Origin of the sequence: Nocardia sp. NPDC101769 (genome assembly GCF_044766925.1) — a bacterium.
Lineage (GTDB): Bacteria > Actinomycetota > Actinomycetes > Mycobacteriales > Mycobacteriaceae > Nocardia.
The window spans coordinates 131,130-149,650 of record NZ_JBIWMX010000013.1 but is presented as its reverse complement, the minus strand read 5'-3'; the positions used below and the strand labels follow the sequence as shown (position 1 = coordinate 149,650).

Genomic DNA, 18,521 nt, shown 5'->3' with positions numbered 1-18,521 from the left:
CAGATCTCGAAACATGCGCGGCTGTGAGCCGGAGCGTCGCCGCGGCGGGGGTTGCGCGAGGATGGCTCCCATGAGCGACAGCGACACTCGAGTACGCCTGGGCCTGTTGGAGGGCGACGGCATCGGCCCGGAAATCGTGCGCGCGACCCGGGATGTGGTCGACGATGCCTTCCGGGCCACGGGTCTGCCACCGGTGGAATGGGTGACGCTGCCGTTGGGACACGCGGCGATCGAGCAGTACGGCAACCCGGTACCCGACCGGACCCTCGACGGTCTGGCCGAGCTCGACGCCTGGATCATGGGCCCGCACGACAGCGCCTCCTACGCGCCCGAGCACCGTACCGGCCTGCCGCCGGCGGGCAGGGTGCGGAAGCGCTTCGGGCTCTACGCCAATATCCGCCCGGCCCGCACCCTCGAGGGCGTGCGCTCGGTCGCCCCGGACATGGACCTGCTGATCCTGCGCGAGAACACCGAGGGCCTCTACGCCGACCGCAATATGGCCGCGGGCTCCGGCGAGTTCCAGCCGTCGCCGGATGTGGCGCTGGCCGTCGGCGTGTTCACCCGCCCGGCGATCGAGCGCATCGCGCACCTGAGTTTCGAGATCGCGAGCGAGCGCTCCAAGAAGGTGACCATCGTGCACAAGGCGAACGTGCTGCCGATGACCATGGGCATGTTCCGTGACGTCTGCTACGAGGTGGCTGCGAGGTATCCCGACATCGAGGTCGGCGACGAGCACGTCGACGCGGCGGCCGCGCATCTGGTTCGCGCGCCGCAGGACTACGACGTGATCGTCACCGAAAACCTGTTCGGTGACATCCTTTCCGATCTGGCGGGCGAGTTGAGCGGTTCGCTCGGCATGGCGGCGTCGGTGAACTGTTCGGACACGCAGATCATGGCGCAGGCGGTGCACGGCGCGGCCCCCACGCTGGCCGGGCGCAATCGTGCGAATCCGGTGGCACTGTTCAACTCCGCCGCGGGCATGTTGCGCTGGATGAGCCGGACCCCGCGCTACAGCGCCCTGCGGCGGGTGGGCGAGCGAGTGGAACGTGCGGTTGCGGAGACATTGCGGGCCGGTGTTGCGACGTCTGATTTGGGTGGGCTAGCCTCTACCTCCGAATTCACCGAGCAGGTGCGCGCCCGGCTGCACCGCTGGTGAGCGCGCACTTCCGGGACCGGGCGTGTTCGGCCACGCGATGGCGTGTCGCCGATTAATGTTCGGTTACCGACCGACGCGGACGTTGTCACTCGCTTACATTTCAAACGGCGGGCGACGCCCGGATGTCGCGCACCCGAACTGTGGAGGACTGCTGTGTCTGTTCGTAACTCTCTTCGCGGGCGTGTCCTGCGGGCCGCTGTCGTCGTCGCTGGTGGCGCCCTCGCACTGACCGCCTGTACCAGTAATTCCGAGTCCAGCGGCCCCGCCGTGGCCAAGGTCGACGTGGCCAAGGTCGACAGCATCGCCGCCAAGGTGCCCGCCGACATCAAGTCCTCCGGCAAGCTGATCGTCGGTGTGAACGTGCCCTATCAGCCCAACGAGTACCGGGATCCGAGCAGCGGCAAGATCGTCGGCTTCGACGTCGATCTGATGGACGCGGTCGCCAAGGTGCTGGGCCTGTCGGCCGACTACAAGGAAGCCGACTTCGAGAAGATCATTCCCTCCATCGAGGCGGGCACCTTCAATCTCGGCATGTCCTCCTTCACCGACAACAAGGAGCGCGAGGCCACCGCCGACTTCGTCGACTACTTCTCCGCGGGCAGCCAGTGGGCCCAGCAGAAGGGCAAGCCGGTCGACCCGAACAATGCCTGCGGCAAGCGAGTCGCGGTGCAGCGCACCACCGTTCAGGACACCGACGAGATCCCGGCCAAGTCCAAGGCGTGCGTCGCCGCCGGCAAGCCGGAGATCCAGAAGGTCGCCTACGACGAGCAGTCCGCCGCCGCCAACGCGCTGGTGCAGGGTCAGGTCGACGCCATGTCCGCCGACTCCCCGGTGACCGCGTACGCCATCAAGCAGGCCAGCGACAAGATCGAGCCCGCGGGCCCGATCTTCGACTCCGCGCCCTACGGCTGGCCGGTCAAGAAGAGCTCGCCGCTGGCGCCGGTGCTGCAGGAAGCCGTGCAGTACCTGATGGACAACGGCCAGTACAAGAAGATCGCCGAGAACTGGGGCGTCCAGGAGGGCGCGATCACCAAGTCGGGCATCAACGGGGCGACGAGCTAAGCCGTTATGTCGCAGGACGAGACCAAATCCGCAGCCTCGGCTGCGTCAGCGGTCGCGAGCACCGAGCCCGAGCCGATCAAAGCGATTCCGCTGCGACGGCCGGGCCGGTGGATCGCCGCCGCGATCATTCTGATTGCCCTGGCTCTGTTCGTCTGGGGCGCCAAGACCAACGAGGCGTACCACTGGGACACCTACTTCAAGTACCTGGGTGACAAGCGAATCGCCCAGGGCGCGTTGGTCACTCTGGAACTCACCGTGTTCGCCATGGTGATCGGTGTGGTGCTGGGCGTGTTGCTGGCGGTCATGCGGCTGTCGCCCAATCCGGTGCTGCGCTCGGTGGCATGGGCCTACCTGTGGATCTTCCGCGGGACGCCCGTCTACGTGCAGCTGGTGTTCTGGGGTCTGTTCCCGTCGCTGTACAAGACCGTGACAGTGGGCGTGCCGTTCGGCCCGTCGCTGACGCACTTCGATGTACAGCACTGGTCCGCGCCGTTCTTCTTCGCCATGATCGGCCTGGGTCTCAACGAGGCGGCCTACATGGCCGAAATCGTCCGCGCCGGGATCAATTCCGTGGGCGAGGGGCAGCGCGAGGCGTCGGTGGCGCTGGGCATGTCGTGGTCGCAGACCATGACCCGCACGGTGCTGCCCCAGGCCATGCGGGTGATCATCCCGCCCACCGGCAACGAGCTGATCTCCATGCTGAAGACCACCTCGCTGGTGACGGCCATCCCGCTCACCACCGACCTCTACGGCCGGGCTCGAGACATCTACAGCATCAACTTCCAGCCGATCCCGCTGCTGCTGGTGGCCGCCACCTGGTACCTGCTCATCACGAGCGTGCTCATGATCGGCCAGTACTACCTGGAGCGGTACTACTCGCGGGGTTCATCGCGGCAGTTGACGGCCAAGCAGTTGCGGGCCTTGGCTCAGGCTCAAGTCGCAGGCGGAACGGGATAGGTGAACGCTGATATGTCCGAGGACTCGATGTCGTTCTCCAAGGATCCGATTCCGCTCGTCGAGGACGCGTTGTCGCCTTCGAACGTGCCGATGGTGCGCGCCGACCGGGTGGCCAAGAGCTTCGGCGCACTGAAGGTGCTCAAGGGCATCACGCTGGAGGTGAAGCGCGGCGAGGTGCTCTGCCTGATCGGCCCTTCCGGCTCCGGCAAGTCCACCTTCCTGCGCTGCATCAACCATCTCGAGCAGATCAATGCCGGACGTCTCTATGTGGACGGCGATCTGGTCGGCTACCGCGAGAAGAACGGCAAGCTCTACGAGCTGCACCCGCGCGATGCCGCAAAGCAGCGCCGCGACATCGGCATGGTCTTCCAGCACTTCAACCTGTTCCCGCACCGCACGGCGCTGGAGAACATCATCGAAGCGCCGACCCGGGTCAAGAAGCTCAAGCGCGCCGCCGCGGCCGCCCGGGCCCGGGAGCTGCTGGACCGAGTCGGGTTGGCGGACAAGGCCGATGCCTACCCCGCCCAGCTCTCCGGCGGTCAGCAGCAGCGCGTGGCCATCGCGCGTGCCCTGGCCATGGACCCCAAGCTCATGCTCTTCGACGAGCCCACCTCGGCGCTGGACCCCGAGCTCGTGGGCGAGGTCCTCGGCGTCATGCGAGAACTCGCGGCATCCGGCATGACCATGATCGTGGTGACCCACGAGATGGGCTTCGCCCGTGAGGTGGCCGATCAGCTGGTCTTCATGGACGGCGGTGTCGTCGTCGAGGCGGGCAACCCGCGTGAGATGCTCGCCAACCCCCAGCACGACCGGACCAGGGCCTTCCTGTCGCGCATTCTGTAGGCGCACAACATGATCAGGGAGCTGTCCCGGCGGAATTCACCCGAATTCCCCGCGGTGACAGCTCCCTGATCGTGTTATTTCCGGAGGAACTCCTCGATGGGGGCGGTCTGGCCGAGGATGGCGTGGCCGACGCCGGGGAGGACCAGGGTGGTCGCGTCGGGGATGGATTGTGTTGCGCGGCGGGCGGTGTCGGCCGATTTGAACATGACGTCGTCTTCGCCGACGGTCACCAGGACCGGCATCGTGAGGCTGCGCAGCTGGGCGTCGGTGAAGATCGGCAGCTTGCCCGTGCGCGGAGTGAAGTGCGTGAACGTGAGGGTCACATCGTCCAGGATCTCCGAGTGGTCGGTCAGGTTCAGACCGGTGACAATGGCCGCGGAGCGGCGCAGGTCATGATTGCTGAACAGGTGGTCGACCAGGTTCTTGAAGATCCAGCCGAAGCGCTGCTTGCCGATGCCGCCGGGGCACAGCAGGGCCAGTTTCGTGACGTGGTCGGGCCGGCGGACGGCGTAGTCCAGCGCGATCCAGCCGCCCAGTGACATGCCGACGAAGCTCGCGGACGAAAGCTGAAGGCCCGCAAGGACATCGTCGAGCCACTGGGCGAGCGCCCCGGAGCCGAGGGCCGGGCGCGATTCGGTGCTGCCGCCGGGTTCGCCGGGCAGATCGACCGCGTAGACCCGGAAATCCCGTGCCCAGGAGGCGATATCGCCGCGCCAGGCGGAGTTGTTGGAGCCGGAGCCGTGCAGCAGGATCACCGGCGGGGCGTCCTGCGGGCCGGACGCGAGCACGAAGGTGTCGCCCACGCTGGTGGGCAGGTGCAGCTGCTCGGCGGGAACCGGCCACTGCCGCAGGACATCCCGGTAACGGGCCTGGATGGCGGCGCGGCCGGCTTCGGATTTGTAGATCGCGTTCACGACGCGAGGACTCCTTCCATGTATTCGAGCAGCCGGGCGGTGTCGCCCAGACCGCCGACGAGAATGACCTTCAGGCGAGCGCGTTCGCGGTCGTGGAAGGTCTGGACCCGCAGGGGCTGTCCGTCCGGTCCCCGGGTAGCCGCGGCGCCGGTCAGCAGGGTGCTGACCCGGTCGGCGGTGCTGGGATCCACGGCGTCGACCTCGATGATGGTCGATACCTCCGAATACGGTTGCCGGGCAACCGATTCGCGCGGGCTACCGGGTGCGGGCAGGCCGGTGAAGGCCTCCAGATCGGTGGCGGCGATGCGGTACTGCTTGCCGATGCGGATGGCGGGTAGCTTCCCGTCGCGCACGTAGCCGCGAACGGTGCGGACATGCAGGCCGAGACGCTCGGCTACCTCGTCGACGGAGTACAGACGATCTGTCACGAAAACTACCTTAAACTTCCCTATTTATGACCGCAATAGGGAAGTTTAGGTAATTATGTGACAGGATTTACGGTGGTCGTCAAATTAAACTACATTGCGTAGTAGGCATTTGGTCGCACTGTGGGAGGCAGCGACATGGGGTTCACGGCGGTAGCGGAGCATCCGGTCGAATCGGCGCGGTGGAGTTTCCTGCAATGGGCGGTCCTCGTGGTCGGAGCCGTCCACATCGTCTGGGCGATCGCAGGCTGGGTCGCCGAACCCAGCTTCGCCATGGGTGAGCACGCCCCGGCCACCCCCGTCCTCGGCATGGACTACAACGGCTGGCACGGACTCGCGGGACTGCTGCTGTTCACGCCCGCGCTGGTGGCCGCGCTGCGCAAGCGCTGGGCCGCCTGGTATTGCGTGATCGCCGCTGTCGGAGGCGGATTCGTGGTCGGCATCTGGGCACTGTTCGCGCACAGCGTGCTGATGTTCAGCTTTCCGAACCACCGCAGCGATGCCGTCGAGCACATCGTGACCGGCGTGGTGCTGCTGGTGCTGGTCGGTGTCCAGGCGATCCGGGACGGCGGACCGCGGGCGGTGTTCGCGGCCAGGGCCTGACGAACAGCTAGGGCTCGACGAACATCGGCGCCGGATCCTTCCAGCGCCCCAGCGCGATACGAAGCTGACCGAGCAGGACTTTCGCGGCGGGGCTCATGGGCCGCTCGGCATTCCAGGCCAGCACCAGCCGGCCGCGCATCGGGGGATCGATCTCGAGGGTCCGCACCCCGAGCCGGGCCGCGTCGGCCGGGGGAATCCGGGGCACGACCGCGACACCCAGCTCGTGCGCGGCCAGCCGGATCAGCAGCGGGGGAGCGGCCGCCTCGAATGCCACGTTCGGCACGAGACCCGCTGCGGCACACGCTGTTTCGAGCAGTCCCCGCAGGCCGGTCCCGGACGGCAGACAGATCAGCGGATGTTCGCACAACTCGGACAGCGTGATCCGCTCGCCGAAGTCGGCGGCGGCCGACGGCACGGCCGCGACAATCGAGCTGTCGTAGATGTTCTCGACGCTGATGCCCGGGTCCAGATCGGCGGAAATGCTGAGCAGGCCGATATCCAGGTCGCCGCGGCGGACCGCGCCGTACATCGCGTCGGAGGCGTCCTCGGTCAGGGAGATGCCGATCTGCGGATGATCGCGGTGGAAGTCGGCGAGCACCGCGGCGATGTCGATCTCCTCGCCCGCCGCGCCGGAGATCAGGCCGACCCGGACGTGGCCCCGCAGGAGACCGGTGAATTCGTCCACCGTGTGGGTGATGCGCTCGACCTGATCCAGGGCCGCCCGGGCCAGTGGCAGCACCGCCTCGCCGACCGGGGTGAGCGTGACCGAGCGGCTGGAACGGTCCAGAAGCGGTTGTCCCAGTTCGCGTTCCAGCTGCCGGATCTGCGCGCTGAGCCCTGGCTGCGCCAGGTGCAGGCGGGCCGCCGCCCGGGTGAAGTTGGCCTCCTCGGCGACCGTCACGAAGTACCGCAGCTGCCGGAGCTCCATAACTATTGATTATAGCTACGAGAAAAACTATCTGTTGGAGTTCTTGATCGGAGCCGAGCAGAGTTGGTGACATGACGAAGACAGCGATCACCGAACTGCCCGCCACCACCGGCCCCGTGTTCCAGCCCGGCGACACCGGCTACGACGTCGAGATCGCCGGATTCCAGACCGCTTACACCCACCGCCCCGCCGTGGTCGTCGGCGCGGCCCACGCCGAGGACGTCCGCGCCGCCGTGGAATACGCGGCGCGCCACGGCCTTCCGGTCGCCGTGCAGAACACCGGCCACGGCCTGTCGGTCGCCACCGACGGCGGCGTGCTCATCACCACCCGCCGCATGACCGACATCCGCATCGACGCCGACGCCCGGACCGCCCTGGTGGCGGCGGGCGTCCAGGCCGGAGCCCTGATCGAGGCGGCCGCCGCGCACGGCCTCGCGCCGCTGAACGGCTCCTCGCTCTCGGTTGGCGTGGTCGGTTACACCCTCGGTGGCGGCATCGGTATCCTGGCCCGCGAATTCGGTTATGCCGCAGAGCATGTGCGCGGCATCGAGATCGTCACCGCCGACGGCCGGCTGCGTCGGCTGGAGCCCGGCGACGAGCTGTTCGGCGCGGTGCTCGGCACCGGCGGCAACTTCGGGGTGGTCACCGCACTGGAGCTGGCGCTGCTGCCGATCACCACGGTGTACGGCGGTCAGCTGCAATTCGACACCCCGCTGGTCGCGCCGGCGCTGGAGGCGTGGCGACTGTGGACCCGGGACGTGCCCGAGCAGATGACCTCGGCCATCACCATGATGGCCTTCCCCGACATTCCGGCATTCCCGCCGCACCTGCGCGGCCGGTACGTCGCGACCATCAATATCGCGTTCACCGGTTCCGCCGAGGAGGGCGAGCGCCTGGTCGCCCCGCTGCGCGCGGTCGGCGCGCGGATGGCCGACGACCTGCGGGTCATGCCGTACACGGAAAGCCATGCCATCTACCGGGATCCGGAACACCCACACCCCTACCTCGCCACCAACGCGCTGCTGTCCGACCTGCCCGCCGATGCCACGGACGCGTTCCTGGAGGCCACCGGCCCCGACTCGCCGGTACCGGTGATCGCCGGGCTGCGCCACCTGGGCGGCGCGCTGGGCCGCCCAGGGCCGAACGGCATCGCCATGGACCACCGTGACGCCGAGTACATCGCCCGCGTCCTGACCATGCCGAACCCGGACAACGCGGGACAGATCGGCGACCGGCTGTCGCTCGTGCTGAAGACCCTGCAGCCCTGGACTCTCGGCCAGAACCTGAACTTCCTCTACGGCGGCGGCGATCAGGCCGGTGAGGAGCAGACCCGGGCGGGATACAGCCCCGCCACCTACGACCGGCTGGCGGGTCTGAAAGCGAAGTACGACCCGGCGAACCTGTTCCGCAACAACCGCAATATTCGTCCGCACTGACCGCGTCCGATCCACGCGCGCTCGCCCCGCCACACCTGTCCGTGGCGGGGCCGGCCGCGTTTCCGGGCTTGGCCCGGGCCCGCTTGCGCGCTATCGTTGTGATATCACTTCGATACTAGGAGAATGTCATGGAGTTGCGTCGAGCCTTCCGGCTGAACGGATTCCTCATGCTGGGGGTGCTGATACTGCTGATCATCGCGGTCGCCGTCGAGGCACACACGCTGAACACCAGGGGCGGTGGTGGCGGTTCGTCGACCATCCTGGGTGTGGCGCTGGCGGTGACGCTCCTGGCCGCGGTGCTGACAGCGAGCGGGTTCGTGGTGGTGAATCCCAACCAGGCCAAGGTGATCCAGTTCTTCGGCCAGTACATCGGCTCGGTCGGCGAATCCGGTTTCCACTGGGTCACCCCGCTGTCCAGCCGTCGCGGCATCTCGCTGCGGGTCCGGAACTTCGAGACCCAGAAGCTGAAGGTCAACGATCTGGACGGGAACCCGGTCGAGATCGCGGCAGTGGTCGTGTACCAGGTGGTGGACAGCTACAAGGCCGCCTTCGCCGTCGACGACTACGAGGACTTCGTCCGCACCCAGTCCGAGACCGCGGTCCGGCACCTGGCCACCACCCACCCGTATCAGTCCGACGACGCGAACACCGCCAGCCTGCGGGACGGGTCCGAAGTGGCCGGCGAGCTCACCGCCGAACTGCGCGCCCGCACCGAACTGGCCGGCATCGAGATCATCGAGGCCCGCATCACCCACCTGGCCTACGCGCCGGAGATCGCCCAGGCCATGCTGGTCCGCCAGCAGGCCGCCCAGGTGGTCGCCGCCCGCAGCCGCATCGTCGAGGGCGCGGTCGGTATGGTCGGCATGGCCCTGGACCGACTGGCCGACCAGGGCGTGGTCGAACTCGATGAGGAGCGCAAGGCGGCAATGGTGTCCAACCTGCTGGTGGTCCTGTGCGGCGACCGCTCCGCCTCGCCCGTCGTCAACGCTGGAACCCTCTACTCCTGATGGTCAAGCGCGAGCCGAAAAAGGTGCTGCTCCGGCTCGATCCGGCGGTCCACGAAGCCATCGCCAAGTGGGCCGCCGACGACCTCCGCAGCATCAACGCCCAAATCGAATTCGCGCTACGCCTCGCCCTGAAACAGGTTGGGCGCGACCCGAAATAGTCACGACACCACGTTCGAACTGTCGATCAGATAGCCCCCGCCGAGCGGGACCAGCTGCGCCCGCCGCAGCTCGGTCCCGCTCCGGCCGTCGGTGTAGCGCAGGGTGAGGCGATAGGTCACCGTCAGCTGCGCCGGATCCGCGGAGACATCCCGCACCGTGACGGAATCGACTGTGCCCCAGAAGCTTCGGTACGCGTCGTAGCCGCCGATCTCACCCTGGTACCGCGTGGTCAGCCAGGTCCAGGCCGCCATCGTATTGCCCGGCAGCATCGAGTAGTACTGCCTGATGTAGTCCGACATCGTGTTCGCCGATATCGGGGCCGGGATCGAGGACGGGTTGAGCGGCGAGCTCGTCGGTGTCACGGAATCGTGGGCGGTGCCCGACGTGACGCTGCTCGCGCCCGCCGACGGCGGGGTCGCCGCATCGTTCCCGCGGTGGTACAGCTGAGTGGTCGCCAGCGTCACCGCGACCAGTGCCGCCACCGCGATCGAGGCCGCCCAGATGAGCGCGCTCAGCGACCGCCGGGCCGGATCGGGCGCGGGCGGGCGGAACTCCACCGGTTGCGCTGCGGGGCCGGAGGGCTCGGTGACCTGCCGGGTGGACTGCGAATCGAACTGCGCGGCAGCGCGTCCCGCCGCCATCGGAATCGCCGGGACGGTCGGGAGGTCGGTGCCGTGCAGGGCCGCCTGCGCGGCGGTGGCCAGCACACCGGCCGACGGATACCGCTCACGCGGATCCTTGGCCATCCCGCTCGCGATCACCTCGTCGAACGCCACCGGAATCCGGCCGTGCGCGACCGACGGACGCGGCGGCGGTGCCGCGAGATGCGCGGCGATCTGGCGTTCGACGCTGCCACCGGGAAACGGTTTCGAACCGGTCAGGCATTCGTAGAGCACACAGGCCAGCGAATACACATCGGCCCTGGCGTCGCAGCCGGCGTGCTCGAGCCGCTCGGGCGCCATGTAGGCGAAGGTCCCGACCGCTGCGCCGGCGCTGGTCAGCCCCGTGTCATCGCCGCCGCGAGCGATACCGAAGTCGATGAGGTAGGCGAAATCGTCCGCGGTGGTGAGGATGTTGGACGGCTTCACATCCCGATGTACCAGCCCGGCCCGATGCGCCGCATCCAGCGCGGCCGCGATCTGCGTCGTGCAGGACACCGCCAGCTCCGGTGACAACGCCCCTTCGGCCGCGAGCCGGGAGCCCAGATCCACTCCCTCCACCAGCCGCATGTCCAGGAACAGCCGCCCGTCGATCTCGCCGTAGTCGTGAATGGGAATGACATGCGGCTCGTTCAGCCGCGCCGTCGCCTGCGCCTCCCTGCGGAACCGCGCCCGGTACACCGGATCGTGCGCCAGTCCCGGCGGCAGCACCTTGAGCGCCACGACCCGGTTCGTCCCGGTGTCGTAGGCCCGGAACACCTGCCCCATCCCGCCTGCGCCGAGCAATTCGAGCAGCCGGTAGCGACCGAACGAGCTCTCCTCCACGCCGTACCCCCTACTCACGACGAGGGTACGGCGCACCGCCGGCGGGCGTGCTTCCGGCCGGTGGCGCTGCTCGTGCCCGCCGACGGCGGGGCGGTGTGCCGGACGCGTTGCCGCTGCGACCGTCAGCGCGGCTTCTCGGTGACGAAAATGGCTGTGCCGGGGAAGATCTCGCCGCGGAGCGGGCTCCATTGACCCCATTCGCGGTCGAGCCACTCGGGCCAATCGGGTTCGATGATGTCGGTGAGGACCAGGCCGGCGGCGACGATCTCGCGGACGCGGTCGCCGATGGTGCGGTGGTGTTCGACGTAGGTGGGTTCGCCGTCGGAGTCGAGTTCGACATACGGGGTGCGGTCGAAGTAGGGGATGGTGGCGCGCAGGCCCTCGGGGCCCGGGTCGTCGGGGAAGATCCAGCGCATGGGGTGGTTCACCGAGAAAACCCAGCGGCCACCGGGTTTGAGGACGCGGTGGACCTCCCGCATCACCCGAGCGGAGTCGGCGACGAAGGGCACCGCGCCGAAGGCGGAGCAGGCCAGATCGAAAGACTCGTCGGCGAAGGGCAATTCCTCGGCGCCCGCCTGGATGAGCGGGACGCGGGGGCCGCCCGCGGCCATGGCGGCGACACCGCGGTCGAGCATGGCGCGGGAGATGTCCAGCCCGACGGGGTGTGCGCCGTGCGAGGCCAGCCAGCGCGAGCAGGGGGCCGAGCCGCAGCCGATCTCCAGGATCCGCTTATCGGTGATATCCCCCAGCAGATGCCAGTCACCCTCGTGCAATCCCTCCGGGCACCACACGAATTCGCCGGCGGGGGAGTCCACGCCGAGGAAGTCGGCGTGGGTCTCGTGGTAGGCCGCGGCATCGGCATCCCACCACTTGCGGCTGGCGCGCTGACTGGACGGCGAGTCGACCTTGGTCCGGGTCACTCCCACCGTCCCGAGCAGGGTGTTGGCTTCGGCGTGCCGGGCATCGTCGGTGGTGACGGAGTGATCATCGGACATGGGCTCACCCTATCGACCCGCGCGCCGGGACCCATGTTTGCTTGGTACAACACACGTCGCGTACGCTGTTTTCCGCGAGTGTCTTCTGTACCCGGTTTCTCGAGACCGCGTAGAGCAGACAATCGTGCTGTGGGTCCGCATGCTTTCTTTGGAAATTACAGCAGGACAGCGTTGTGCAGCGTCGCAGCGGTGTGCTGTGCATGACCAACGTTAGTTCCAACGCCTGCTGTTCGCAGCAATACCGAAAGTCCACATGTCCACTACCGACCACAATCCGTCCGGAGCCTCCCAACACATGCCCACCACTGTCACCTCGCCGCAGGTTGCCGTCAACGACATCGGCACTGCCGAGGACTTCCTCGCCGCCATCGACAAGACCATCAAGTACTTCAACGATGGCGACATCGTCGAAGGAACCATCGTCAAGGTCGATCGCGATGAGGTCCTTCTCGACATCGGTTACAAGACCGAAGGCGTGATCCCGTCTCGCGAACTGTCCATCAAGCACGATGTCGACCCGGCCGAGGTCGTTTCCGTGGGCGATGAGGTCGAGGCCCTCGTTCTCACCAAGGAGGACAAGGAAGGCCGCCTGATCCTGTCGAAGAAGCGCGCTCAGTACGAGCGGGCCTGGGGCACGATCGAGGAGCTCAAGGAGAAGGACGAGGCCGTCAAGGGCACCGTCATCGAGGTCGTCAAGGGCGGCCTGATCCTGGACATCGGTCTGCGCGGCTTCCTCCCGGCGTCGCTGGTCGAGATGCGTCGCGTGCGTGATCTCCAGCCGTACGTCGGCAAGGAGATCGAAGCCAAGATCATCGAGCTCGACAAGAACCGCAACAACGTGGTCCTGTCGCGTCGCGCCTGGCTCGAGCAGACCCAGTCCGAGGTCCGCAGCGAGTTCCTGCACCAGCTGCAGAAGGGCCAGGTCCGCAAGGGTGTGGTCTCCTCCATCGTCAACTTCGGTGCCTTCGTGGACCTGGGTGGCGTGGACGGTCTGGTGCACGTCTCCGAGCTGTCCTGGAAGCACATCGACCACCCGTCCGAGGTTGTCGAGGTCGGCAACGAGGTCACCGTCGAGGTTCTCGACGTCGACCTGGACCGCGAGCGTGTCTCCCTGTCGCTCAAGGCGACCCAGGAAGACCCGTGGCGTCAGTTCGCCCGCACCCACGCGATCGGCCAGATCGTGCCGGGCAAGGTCACCAAGCTGGTTCCGTTCGGTGCGTTCGTGCGCGTCGAAGAGGGCATCGAGGGCCTGGTGCACATCTCCGAGCTGGCCGAGCGCCACGTCGAGGTCCCGGACCAGGTTGTGGCCGTCGGCGACGACGCCATGGTCAAGGTCATCGACATCGACCTCGAGCGTCGCCGGATCTCGCTGTCGCTGAAGCAGGCCAACGAGGACTACACCGCCGAGTTCGACCCGTCGAAGTACGGCATGGCCGACAGCTACGACGACCAGGGCAACTACATCTTCCCCGAGGGCTTCGACTCCGAGACCAACGAATGGCTCGAGGGCTTCGAGAAGCAGCGTGAGGAGTGGGAGACCCGGTACGCCGAGGCCGAGCGTCGCCACAAGATGCACACCGCTCAGATGGAGAAGATGGCCGCCGACGCCGCCGCCGAGGCCGCCAACGGTGGTCCGTCGAACTACTCCTCGGAGTCGGGTTCGCAGGCTGCGGCTTCGTCCTCCGAGCCGGCCGGTGGCTCGCTCGCGAGCGACGCCCAGCTGGCTGCTCTGCGCGAGAAGCTGTCGGGCAACGCGTAATTCGCGTTCCCTGACGGGATAGGCAACGCAGAATCCCCCCGGGTCCTGAACGGACCCGGGGGGATTTTCCATGGGTGAGCAGGGCTCGGACGCGGGGGATGTGGTCCTGCCGGAATCGTTGCTGTGAGCAGGTATTCTCGGACGTGACATGTCCGAATCCACCGTTGAGTCGAGCCCATCGCTCTGGGAACGCCGCAAGATCGAGGCCATGGGCCGTATCCAGCGGATAGCGCTGGAGCTGTTCGACGAGCACGGGTATCGGGAGGTCACCGTCGAGCGGGTGGCGGGTGCCGCGGGTGTGTCACCGAGTTCGATCTACCGGTATTTCGGGACCAAGGAGAATCTGGTCCTCTACGACGAGACCGATCCGAAGCTCCTGGAAATCGTGCGGACGGTTGGCGGCGGCGAAACCCGTACTCCCCTCGACCTTTTGGCGGCCGCGCGGCCGCTCATCCCCGTACTCATCGACGAGATCGTGACCGATGAGGTCGAGTACCGGACGCGGCTGCGCATGGGCTACGTCCGGACCATTCCCGAGGTGAAGCTCGGACAGGCGCAGCAGATGCGAGAGCTCGAGGACCAGTTCCGGATACTGCTCGCCGACCGTACCGGCCGAGACCGCAACGACGTGCAGATGCGCCTGGCCTCGGCGATCGCCATCTGGGGTTCCATGGCGGCGCTGGACCATTGGGCCGGAACGGGTTTCGCCGCGCGGCTGCGCGACGTCTACCGCGAAGTCGTCGAATCCATCGTGGTCGCGCTGGAGGCCATGTTCCGCTGACGGCGCGGAGTCGGCAGCCACCAGTTCCAGCGGCCCAGCAGCCGCATGCAGGCCGGGACCAGGATCAGGCGGACGATCACCGCGTCGATGGCGACCGCGACGGCCAGCGCGAAGCCGATCTCCTTCAGCTCCATGACATCCGCGCTCAGGAAACTGGCGAACACCGCGACCATGATGGCGGCCGCCGCGGTGATGGGCCGGGCGGTGCGCTGCAGGCCCTCGGCGACGGCGGTGGCATTGTCGTGGGTGCGCTCCCAGGCCTCCTTCATGCGCCGGATGAGGAAAACCTCGTAGTCCATGGACAATCCGAACAGGACCGCGAAGACCAGCATGGGCAGGAAGACCTGGAGGAAGCCGGCGCTGTGGAAACCCAGCACGGCCTGGCCGACACCGCGCTGGAAGACCGTGACCGTAATGCCCAGGGCCGCGCCGGTGGCGAGTAAATTCAGCAGAATCGCCTTGAGCGCCAGGACGATCGAGCGGAAGGTCACCGTCAGGAAGACCAGCGAGGCGGTCAGGACCAGGGCGATGACCCAGGGGAAGCCACGTGAGATCAGCTGTGACACATCGGTGAACATCGCCGGCGTTCCACCCACCAGGACCTCCGCGGACTCGACAGTCGCTGCGCGGGAACGGATATCGCCGGTGAGCGTGCCTGCGGTCGTCGAGTCGAAGGCATCCCTGGGGACGATGGTCGCCAGGTAGCGGCCATCGGCCTGCTGGGGGAGCACGGTGGCCACCCGGGGATCCCGGGCCAGATCGGTCGCCAGGCGCAGCACCTCGGTGCGGCCGTCGGCGGACAGCGCGGTGTCGCCGGGTCCGGAGGCGACGACCTGAATGGGGGAGAGCAGGCCGGGGCCGAAATCGTGCTGCGCCAGGCGAGTCGCCTGTCCGGTGGGCCGATCGCCCAGCGAATTCAGGCCCATGTCGATGCCGTAGCGGATACCGGCGATCGGCAATGCCGCCACGACCAGCAGCGCGATTCCGAGCATGCCGAACACCACGGGTCTGCCCATCACCAGGTGTGCCCAGCGCGCCCAGGCGCTCGACGCCGCCGTCGACCGAGTCTCGGCCGGGCGCAACCGCGCGGGCAGCGCACCCCGATTGACGACCGGGCCGAGCATCGACAGCAGGGCGGGCAGCAGCGTGAAGGCAGCGGCCAGGGTGCCCGTCACCGCGGTCACCACACCCAGCGCTACGCCATCGAGCATGGGCAGGCCGACCACCGTCAGCGAGCACAGCGAGATCATGACGATGAGCCCGGAGGCCAGGATGGTGCGGCCCGTGGTGTCGAAGGTCGCGCCGACAGCGGCGCGAATCTCCTGGCGAGCCTTGCGGTCCCGCACCCCGCGCCGGGTCAGTTCCTCGTTGAATCGGCTCACCAGGAACATCGCGTAGTCGATGGCGGTGCCGGTGCCGATCATGGTCGCCACCGACAGCACGAAGGAGTCGAAGCTCAGCAGACTCGCCAGCCCGAACAGCACGCCCACGGCGAGCGCGATCCCGGCGGCGGTGACCGAGATGGGGAGGGTGGCGGCGACGGCCGCGCCCAGCGCCAGCACCAGCACGACCGCCGCGATCGGCAGGCCGATGGCCTCGCCGCGCGTGATGTCGGCGGTCTCCATCCGGATCAGTTCACCCTCGACCGGTGAGTATCCCGTCAGGCCGGCCCGCACCTCGGCATCGGAGGCGGCGGTCAGCGCGGTCTGCAGCCGGGCGGCCACGTCGATCCGCTCGGACATGCCGCCGTCGATGCCCGCGATGCCGAGCGCGGTGTGCCGGTCGGCGGAGATCTGGTGTCTCACATCGCCTTCGAACGGCCCGACCGCGCCCGCGACGCCAGGGACCCCGCGGGCCGCGCCCAGCACGCGCTCGATGGCCGCCCGGAAGCGCGGATCGTCCACGGTGTATCGGTCCGAATGCAGCACGATCAGGTCCTGCTCCGCGCCGAGCTGCGAGAAGTGTTGTGCGACGCGGTCTTCGGTGGTGGCGGAGGCGGATCCCGGCACGCTGTAGTCGGGTGCGCCCAGTCGCGCGTGCAGGGCCGGATACGCCGCGCCGCACGCCATGATCAGCACCAGCCACACGCCGATCACGACTCGGGGATGCCGGGCCATGAATTCGCCCCAGCGTCCGACGACGCCGAATCGCGGTGCGGAGTCCGGGAATCGGGGCGGATCGGCGAGCACCGGACGGGTCATGCAGGCTCCCACGGACAAGACCTGAAAGTCACTCTCAGGTATGGCTGACAGCTTAGGCCGACCCGGCAATGAGGTGCAAGTCACTGTCAGGAATTCACAACTGGACTCGCTACAGTTATGAATGGTTCGCTGAGCCGTCACCATTCGAAGGTTGGATGCGAACTGGACAGGCGACCTGATGTGTTCGCCGTGTTCAATTCCTTTCACTCCTAGCGGGAAGGCACTACCGGAGCATGGGCGTGTTCGCCGGAATCAACAGGCGCGACTTTCTGGCGAAAGCCATGGCCGCGGGCGGTGCGGCCTCGCTCGCCTCGCTGGCCGGGCCGATCATCGAGCGGGCCTACGCCGCGGATCCGGCCGGCATGGGCGGGCTCGGCGACATCGAGCACATCGTGCTGTTCATGCAGGAGAACCGGTCCTTCGACCACTACTTCGGCACCATGTCCGGCGTGCGCGGCTTCGGCGACCCGTCCCCGGCCTGGAACCAGTACGGGTACGCGCCCGGCGTCGGCCCGACCGCGGACGGCTTCATCAACCCCTTCCGCCTCGACACCACCCGCGGCGCGACCCTCGACGGCGAATGCATCAACGACCCCGACCATGGCTGGGTCGGCATGCACAAGGCGTGGAACAACGGCCGCAACGACGGCTGGATGCCCATGTCCATCGCGTCGGTCGGCGTCGGAAACGGCCCTGCCGCAATGGGTTACTACACCCAGGACGACATCCCGGTGCACTGGGACCTGGCCAATGCCTTCACCCTGTGCGACAGCTACCACTGCTCGGTGCTCGGCCCGACCGACCCCAACCGCCTGTACTGGGTCTCGGCGACCATCGACCCGGACGGTCGCGATGGTGGACCGCTGCTCGAGACCCCGACGCTGATCCCGCAGAACGCCTACAGCTGGCGGACCATGCCGGAGAACCTCTCCGAGGCCGGGGTCAGCTGGAAGATCTACAACAACCGCGATATCGGCCCGCTGTCCTCGGTCCTGCTGGACGGCATGATGGGCTGCTTCAAGCAGGCGGCCGACCCGAATTCCGAACTGGCCCGCCGCGGTAAGGCCCCGGAGTACCCGCGGGGCTTCGCCGCCGACGTCGCCGCCAACCAGCTGCCGTCCGTGTCGTGGGTGATTCCGCCGCTGCTCAACTGCGAGCACCCGGCACTGCCCCCGGCCTTCGGCGCGGTCGGCATCATGCAGGTGCTCGACATCCTCACCTCGAATCCTGCGGTGTGGGAGAAGACCGCGCTGATCATCAGCTACGACGAGAACGGCGGCTTCTTCGACCACGTCACCCCGCCGACCCCGCCCGCGGGCACGCCCGGTGAGTTCATCACCGTGCCGACGGACAAGAAGTTCGAGGGCGTCACCGGTCCGATCGGCCTCGGCTATCGGGTTCCCTGCCTGGTGGTTTCGCCCTACAGCCGCGGCGGCCTGGTGGCCTCGGAGACCTTCGACCACACCTCGCAGCTGCGCCTGATCGAGCGCCGCTTCGGGGTCGACGTGCCCAACCTGACCGCGTGGCGACGCGGCGTGACCGGCGATATGACCGCGGCCTTCGACTTCGCCTCGGCCCCGGACGCCACGAAACCCGCGTTCGCCCCGGCGAATCGGAAGGTCGACGCCGCCGTCGCGCAGTGCGGGCCGAATATCGCCCTGGGCACCGCGACCGTCGGCACGCCCTATCCGGTGCCGCCGAACTCCATGCCGGAGCAGGACCCCGGCACGCGGCGCCGGCCCAGCGGAATCGTGTAGGAGCAAAAGGGTGGCTCGGTCCGAATCGGACCGGGCCACTGTGCGTTTCGGGGG

Annotated in this window: 17 protein-coding genes; 11 read left to right on the top strand and 6 right to left on the bottom strand. The window is 67.7% G+C overall.

Translation table 11 applies throughout. The features are described 5' to 3' along the window. The first annotated feature begins 70 nt into the window (after positions 1 to 70). The 4 genes from ACIRRA_RS21520 to ACIRRA_RS21505 all read left to right on the top strand — a co-directional run bounded on the left by ACIRRA_RS21520 (position 71) and on the right by ACIRRA_RS21505 (position 4,018). Positions 71 to 1,156, top strand: a complete 1,086-nt coding sequence (locus ACIRRA_RS21520) for an isocitrate/isopropylmalate dehydrogenase family protein (protein WP_402770688.1) — start codon at positions 71 to 73, stop codon at positions 1,154 to 1,156. Positions 1,157 to 1,309: 153 nt separating this feature from the next. Then, positions 1,310 to 2,218: an ABC transporter substrate-binding protein gene (locus tag ACIRRA_RS21515; RefSeq protein ID WP_402770686.1), complete on the top strand. Its 909-nt coding sequence runs from the start codon at positions 1,310 to 1,312 to the stop codon at positions 2,216 to 2,218. 6 nt (positions 2,219 to 2,224) lie between these two features. Continuing rightward, a complete protein-coding gene (locus ACIRRA_RS21510) occupies positions 2,225 to 3,175 on the top strand; it encodes an amino acid ABC transporter permease (RefSeq protein ID WP_402770683.1) in 951 nt (316 codons plus the stop codon). Positions 3,176 to 3,265: 90 nt separating this feature from the next. Beyond that, positions 3,266 to 4,018, top strand: a complete 753-nt coding sequence (locus ACIRRA_RS21505; protein WP_402770880.1) for an amino acid ABC transporter ATP-binding protein — start codon at positions 3,266 to 3,268, stop codon at positions 4,016 to 4,018. 74 nt (positions 4,019 to 4,092) lie between these two features. Here ACIRRA_RS21505 and ACIRRA_RS21500 read toward each other — a convergent pair whose 3' ends face one another. Then, positions 4,093 to 4,932, bottom strand: a complete 840-nt coding sequence (locus tag ACIRRA_RS21500) for an alpha/beta fold hydrolase (protein WP_402770680.1) — start codon at positions 4,930 to 4,932, stop codon at positions 4,093 to 4,095. Then, entirely contained in the window at positions 4,929 to 5,360 is a 432-nt protein-coding gene (locus tag ACIRRA_RS21495) for a helix-turn-helix domain-containing protein (RefSeq protein WP_402770677.1), read from the bottom strand. The genes ACIRRA_RS21500 and ACIRRA_RS21495 overlap by 4 nt, the downstream gene beginning before the upstream one ends. A gap of 135 nt (positions 5,361 to 5,495) precedes the next feature. Between ACIRRA_RS21495 and ACIRRA_RS21490 the strand changes: the two genes are divergently transcribed. Continuing rightward, positions 5,496 to 5,960, top strand: a complete 465-nt coding sequence (locus ACIRRA_RS21490; RefSeq protein WP_402770674.1) for a DUF4383 domain-containing protein — start codon at positions 5,496 to 5,498, stop codon at positions 5,958 to 5,960. A gap of 7 nt (positions 5,961 to 5,967) precedes the next feature. Here the strand turns inward: ACIRRA_RS21490 and ACIRRA_RS21485 are convergent, their stop codons facing one another. Further along, on the bottom strand, positions 5,968 to 6,888 hold the full coding sequence (locus ACIRRA_RS21485) for a LysR family transcriptional regulator (RefSeq protein ID WP_402770671.1): 921 nt from the start codon (positions 6,886 to 6,888) through the stop codon (positions 5,968 to 5,970). Positions 6,889 to 6,959: 71 nt separating this feature from the next. Here ACIRRA_RS21485 and ACIRRA_RS21480 point away from each other — a divergent pair, with 71 nt between their 5' ends. The 3 genes from ACIRRA_RS21480 to ACIRRA_RS21470 all read left to right on the top strand — a co-directional run bounded on the left by ACIRRA_RS21480 (position 6,960) and on the right by ACIRRA_RS21470 (position 9,489). Then, complete coding sequence (locus tag ACIRRA_RS21480) at positions 6,960 to 8,324, top strand: FAD-binding oxidoreductase (RefSeq protein ID WP_402770669.1); 1,365 nt, start codon at positions 6,960 to 6,962, stop codon at positions 8,322 to 8,324. A gap of 128 nt (positions 8,325 to 8,452) precedes the next feature. Next, the gene (locus ACIRRA_RS21475) at positions 8,453 to 9,331 is read left to right on the top strand and encodes an SPFH domain-containing protein (protein WP_402770666.1); all 879 of its coding nucleotides are present in this window, start codon (positions 8,453 to 8,455) and stop codon (positions 9,329 to 9,331) included. Beyond that, complete coding sequence (locus tag ACIRRA_RS21470; RefSeq protein ID WP_357002950.1) at positions 9,331 to 9,489, top strand: hypothetical protein; 159 nt, start codon at positions 9,331 to 9,333, stop codon at positions 9,487 to 9,489. Before ACIRRA_RS21475 ends, ACIRRA_RS21470 begins: the two co-directional genes overlap by 1 nt. Here ACIRRA_RS21470 and ACIRRA_RS21465 read toward each other — a convergent pair whose 3' ends face one another. Together ACIRRA_RS21465 and ACIRRA_RS21460 are read right to left on the bottom strand one after the other, a co-directional pair. Beyond that, entirely contained in the window at positions 9,490 to 10,992 is a 1,503-nt protein-coding gene (locus tag ACIRRA_RS21465) for a protein kinase (RefSeq protein WP_402770662.1), read from the bottom strand. A gap of 104 nt (positions 10,993 to 11,096) precedes the next feature. After that, positions 11,097 to 11,969, bottom strand: coding sequence for a class I SAM-dependent methyltransferase (locus ACIRRA_RS21460; protein WP_402770659.1), 873 nt, complete (start codon positions 11,967 to 11,969; stop codon positions 11,097 to 11,099). Between the two features lie 295 nt (positions 11,970 to 12,264). Here ACIRRA_RS21460 and rpsA point away from each other — a divergent pair, with 295 nt between their 5' ends. Further along, on the top strand, positions 12,265 to 13,728 hold the full coding sequence (gene rpsA, locus ACIRRA_RS21455) for a 30S ribosomal protein S1 (protein ID WP_040856871.1): 1,464 nt from the start codon (positions 12,265 to 12,267) through the stop codon (positions 13,726 to 13,728). 148 nt (positions 13,729 to 13,876) lie between these two features. Next, on the top strand, positions 13,877 to 14,509 hold the full coding sequence (locus ACIRRA_RS21450) for a TetR/AcrR family transcriptional regulator (RefSeq protein ID WP_402770655.1): 633 nt from the start codon (positions 13,877 to 13,879) through the stop codon (positions 14,507 to 14,509). On the opposite strand, the gene ACIRRA_RS21445 is transcribed toward ACIRRA_RS21450, so the two are convergent. Next, on the bottom strand, positions 14,455 to 16,710 hold the full coding sequence (locus ACIRRA_RS21445; RefSeq protein ID WP_402770653.1) for an MMPL family transporter: 2,256 nt from the start codon (positions 16,708 to 16,710) through the stop codon (positions 14,455 to 14,457). The two genes, ACIRRA_RS21450 and ACIRRA_RS21445, sit on opposite strands and share 55 nt — an antisense overlap. A 233-nt stretch (positions 16,711 to 16,943) precedes the next feature. On the opposite strand from ACIRRA_RS21445, the gene ACIRRA_RS21440 reads away from it, so the two are divergent. Next, on the top strand, positions 16,944 to 18,467 hold the full coding sequence (locus ACIRRA_RS21440) for a phospholipase C (protein ID WP_402770650.1): 1,524 nt from the start codon (positions 16,944 to 16,946) through the stop codon (positions 18,465 to 18,467). Positions 18,468 to 18,521: the final 54 nt, after the last annotated feature.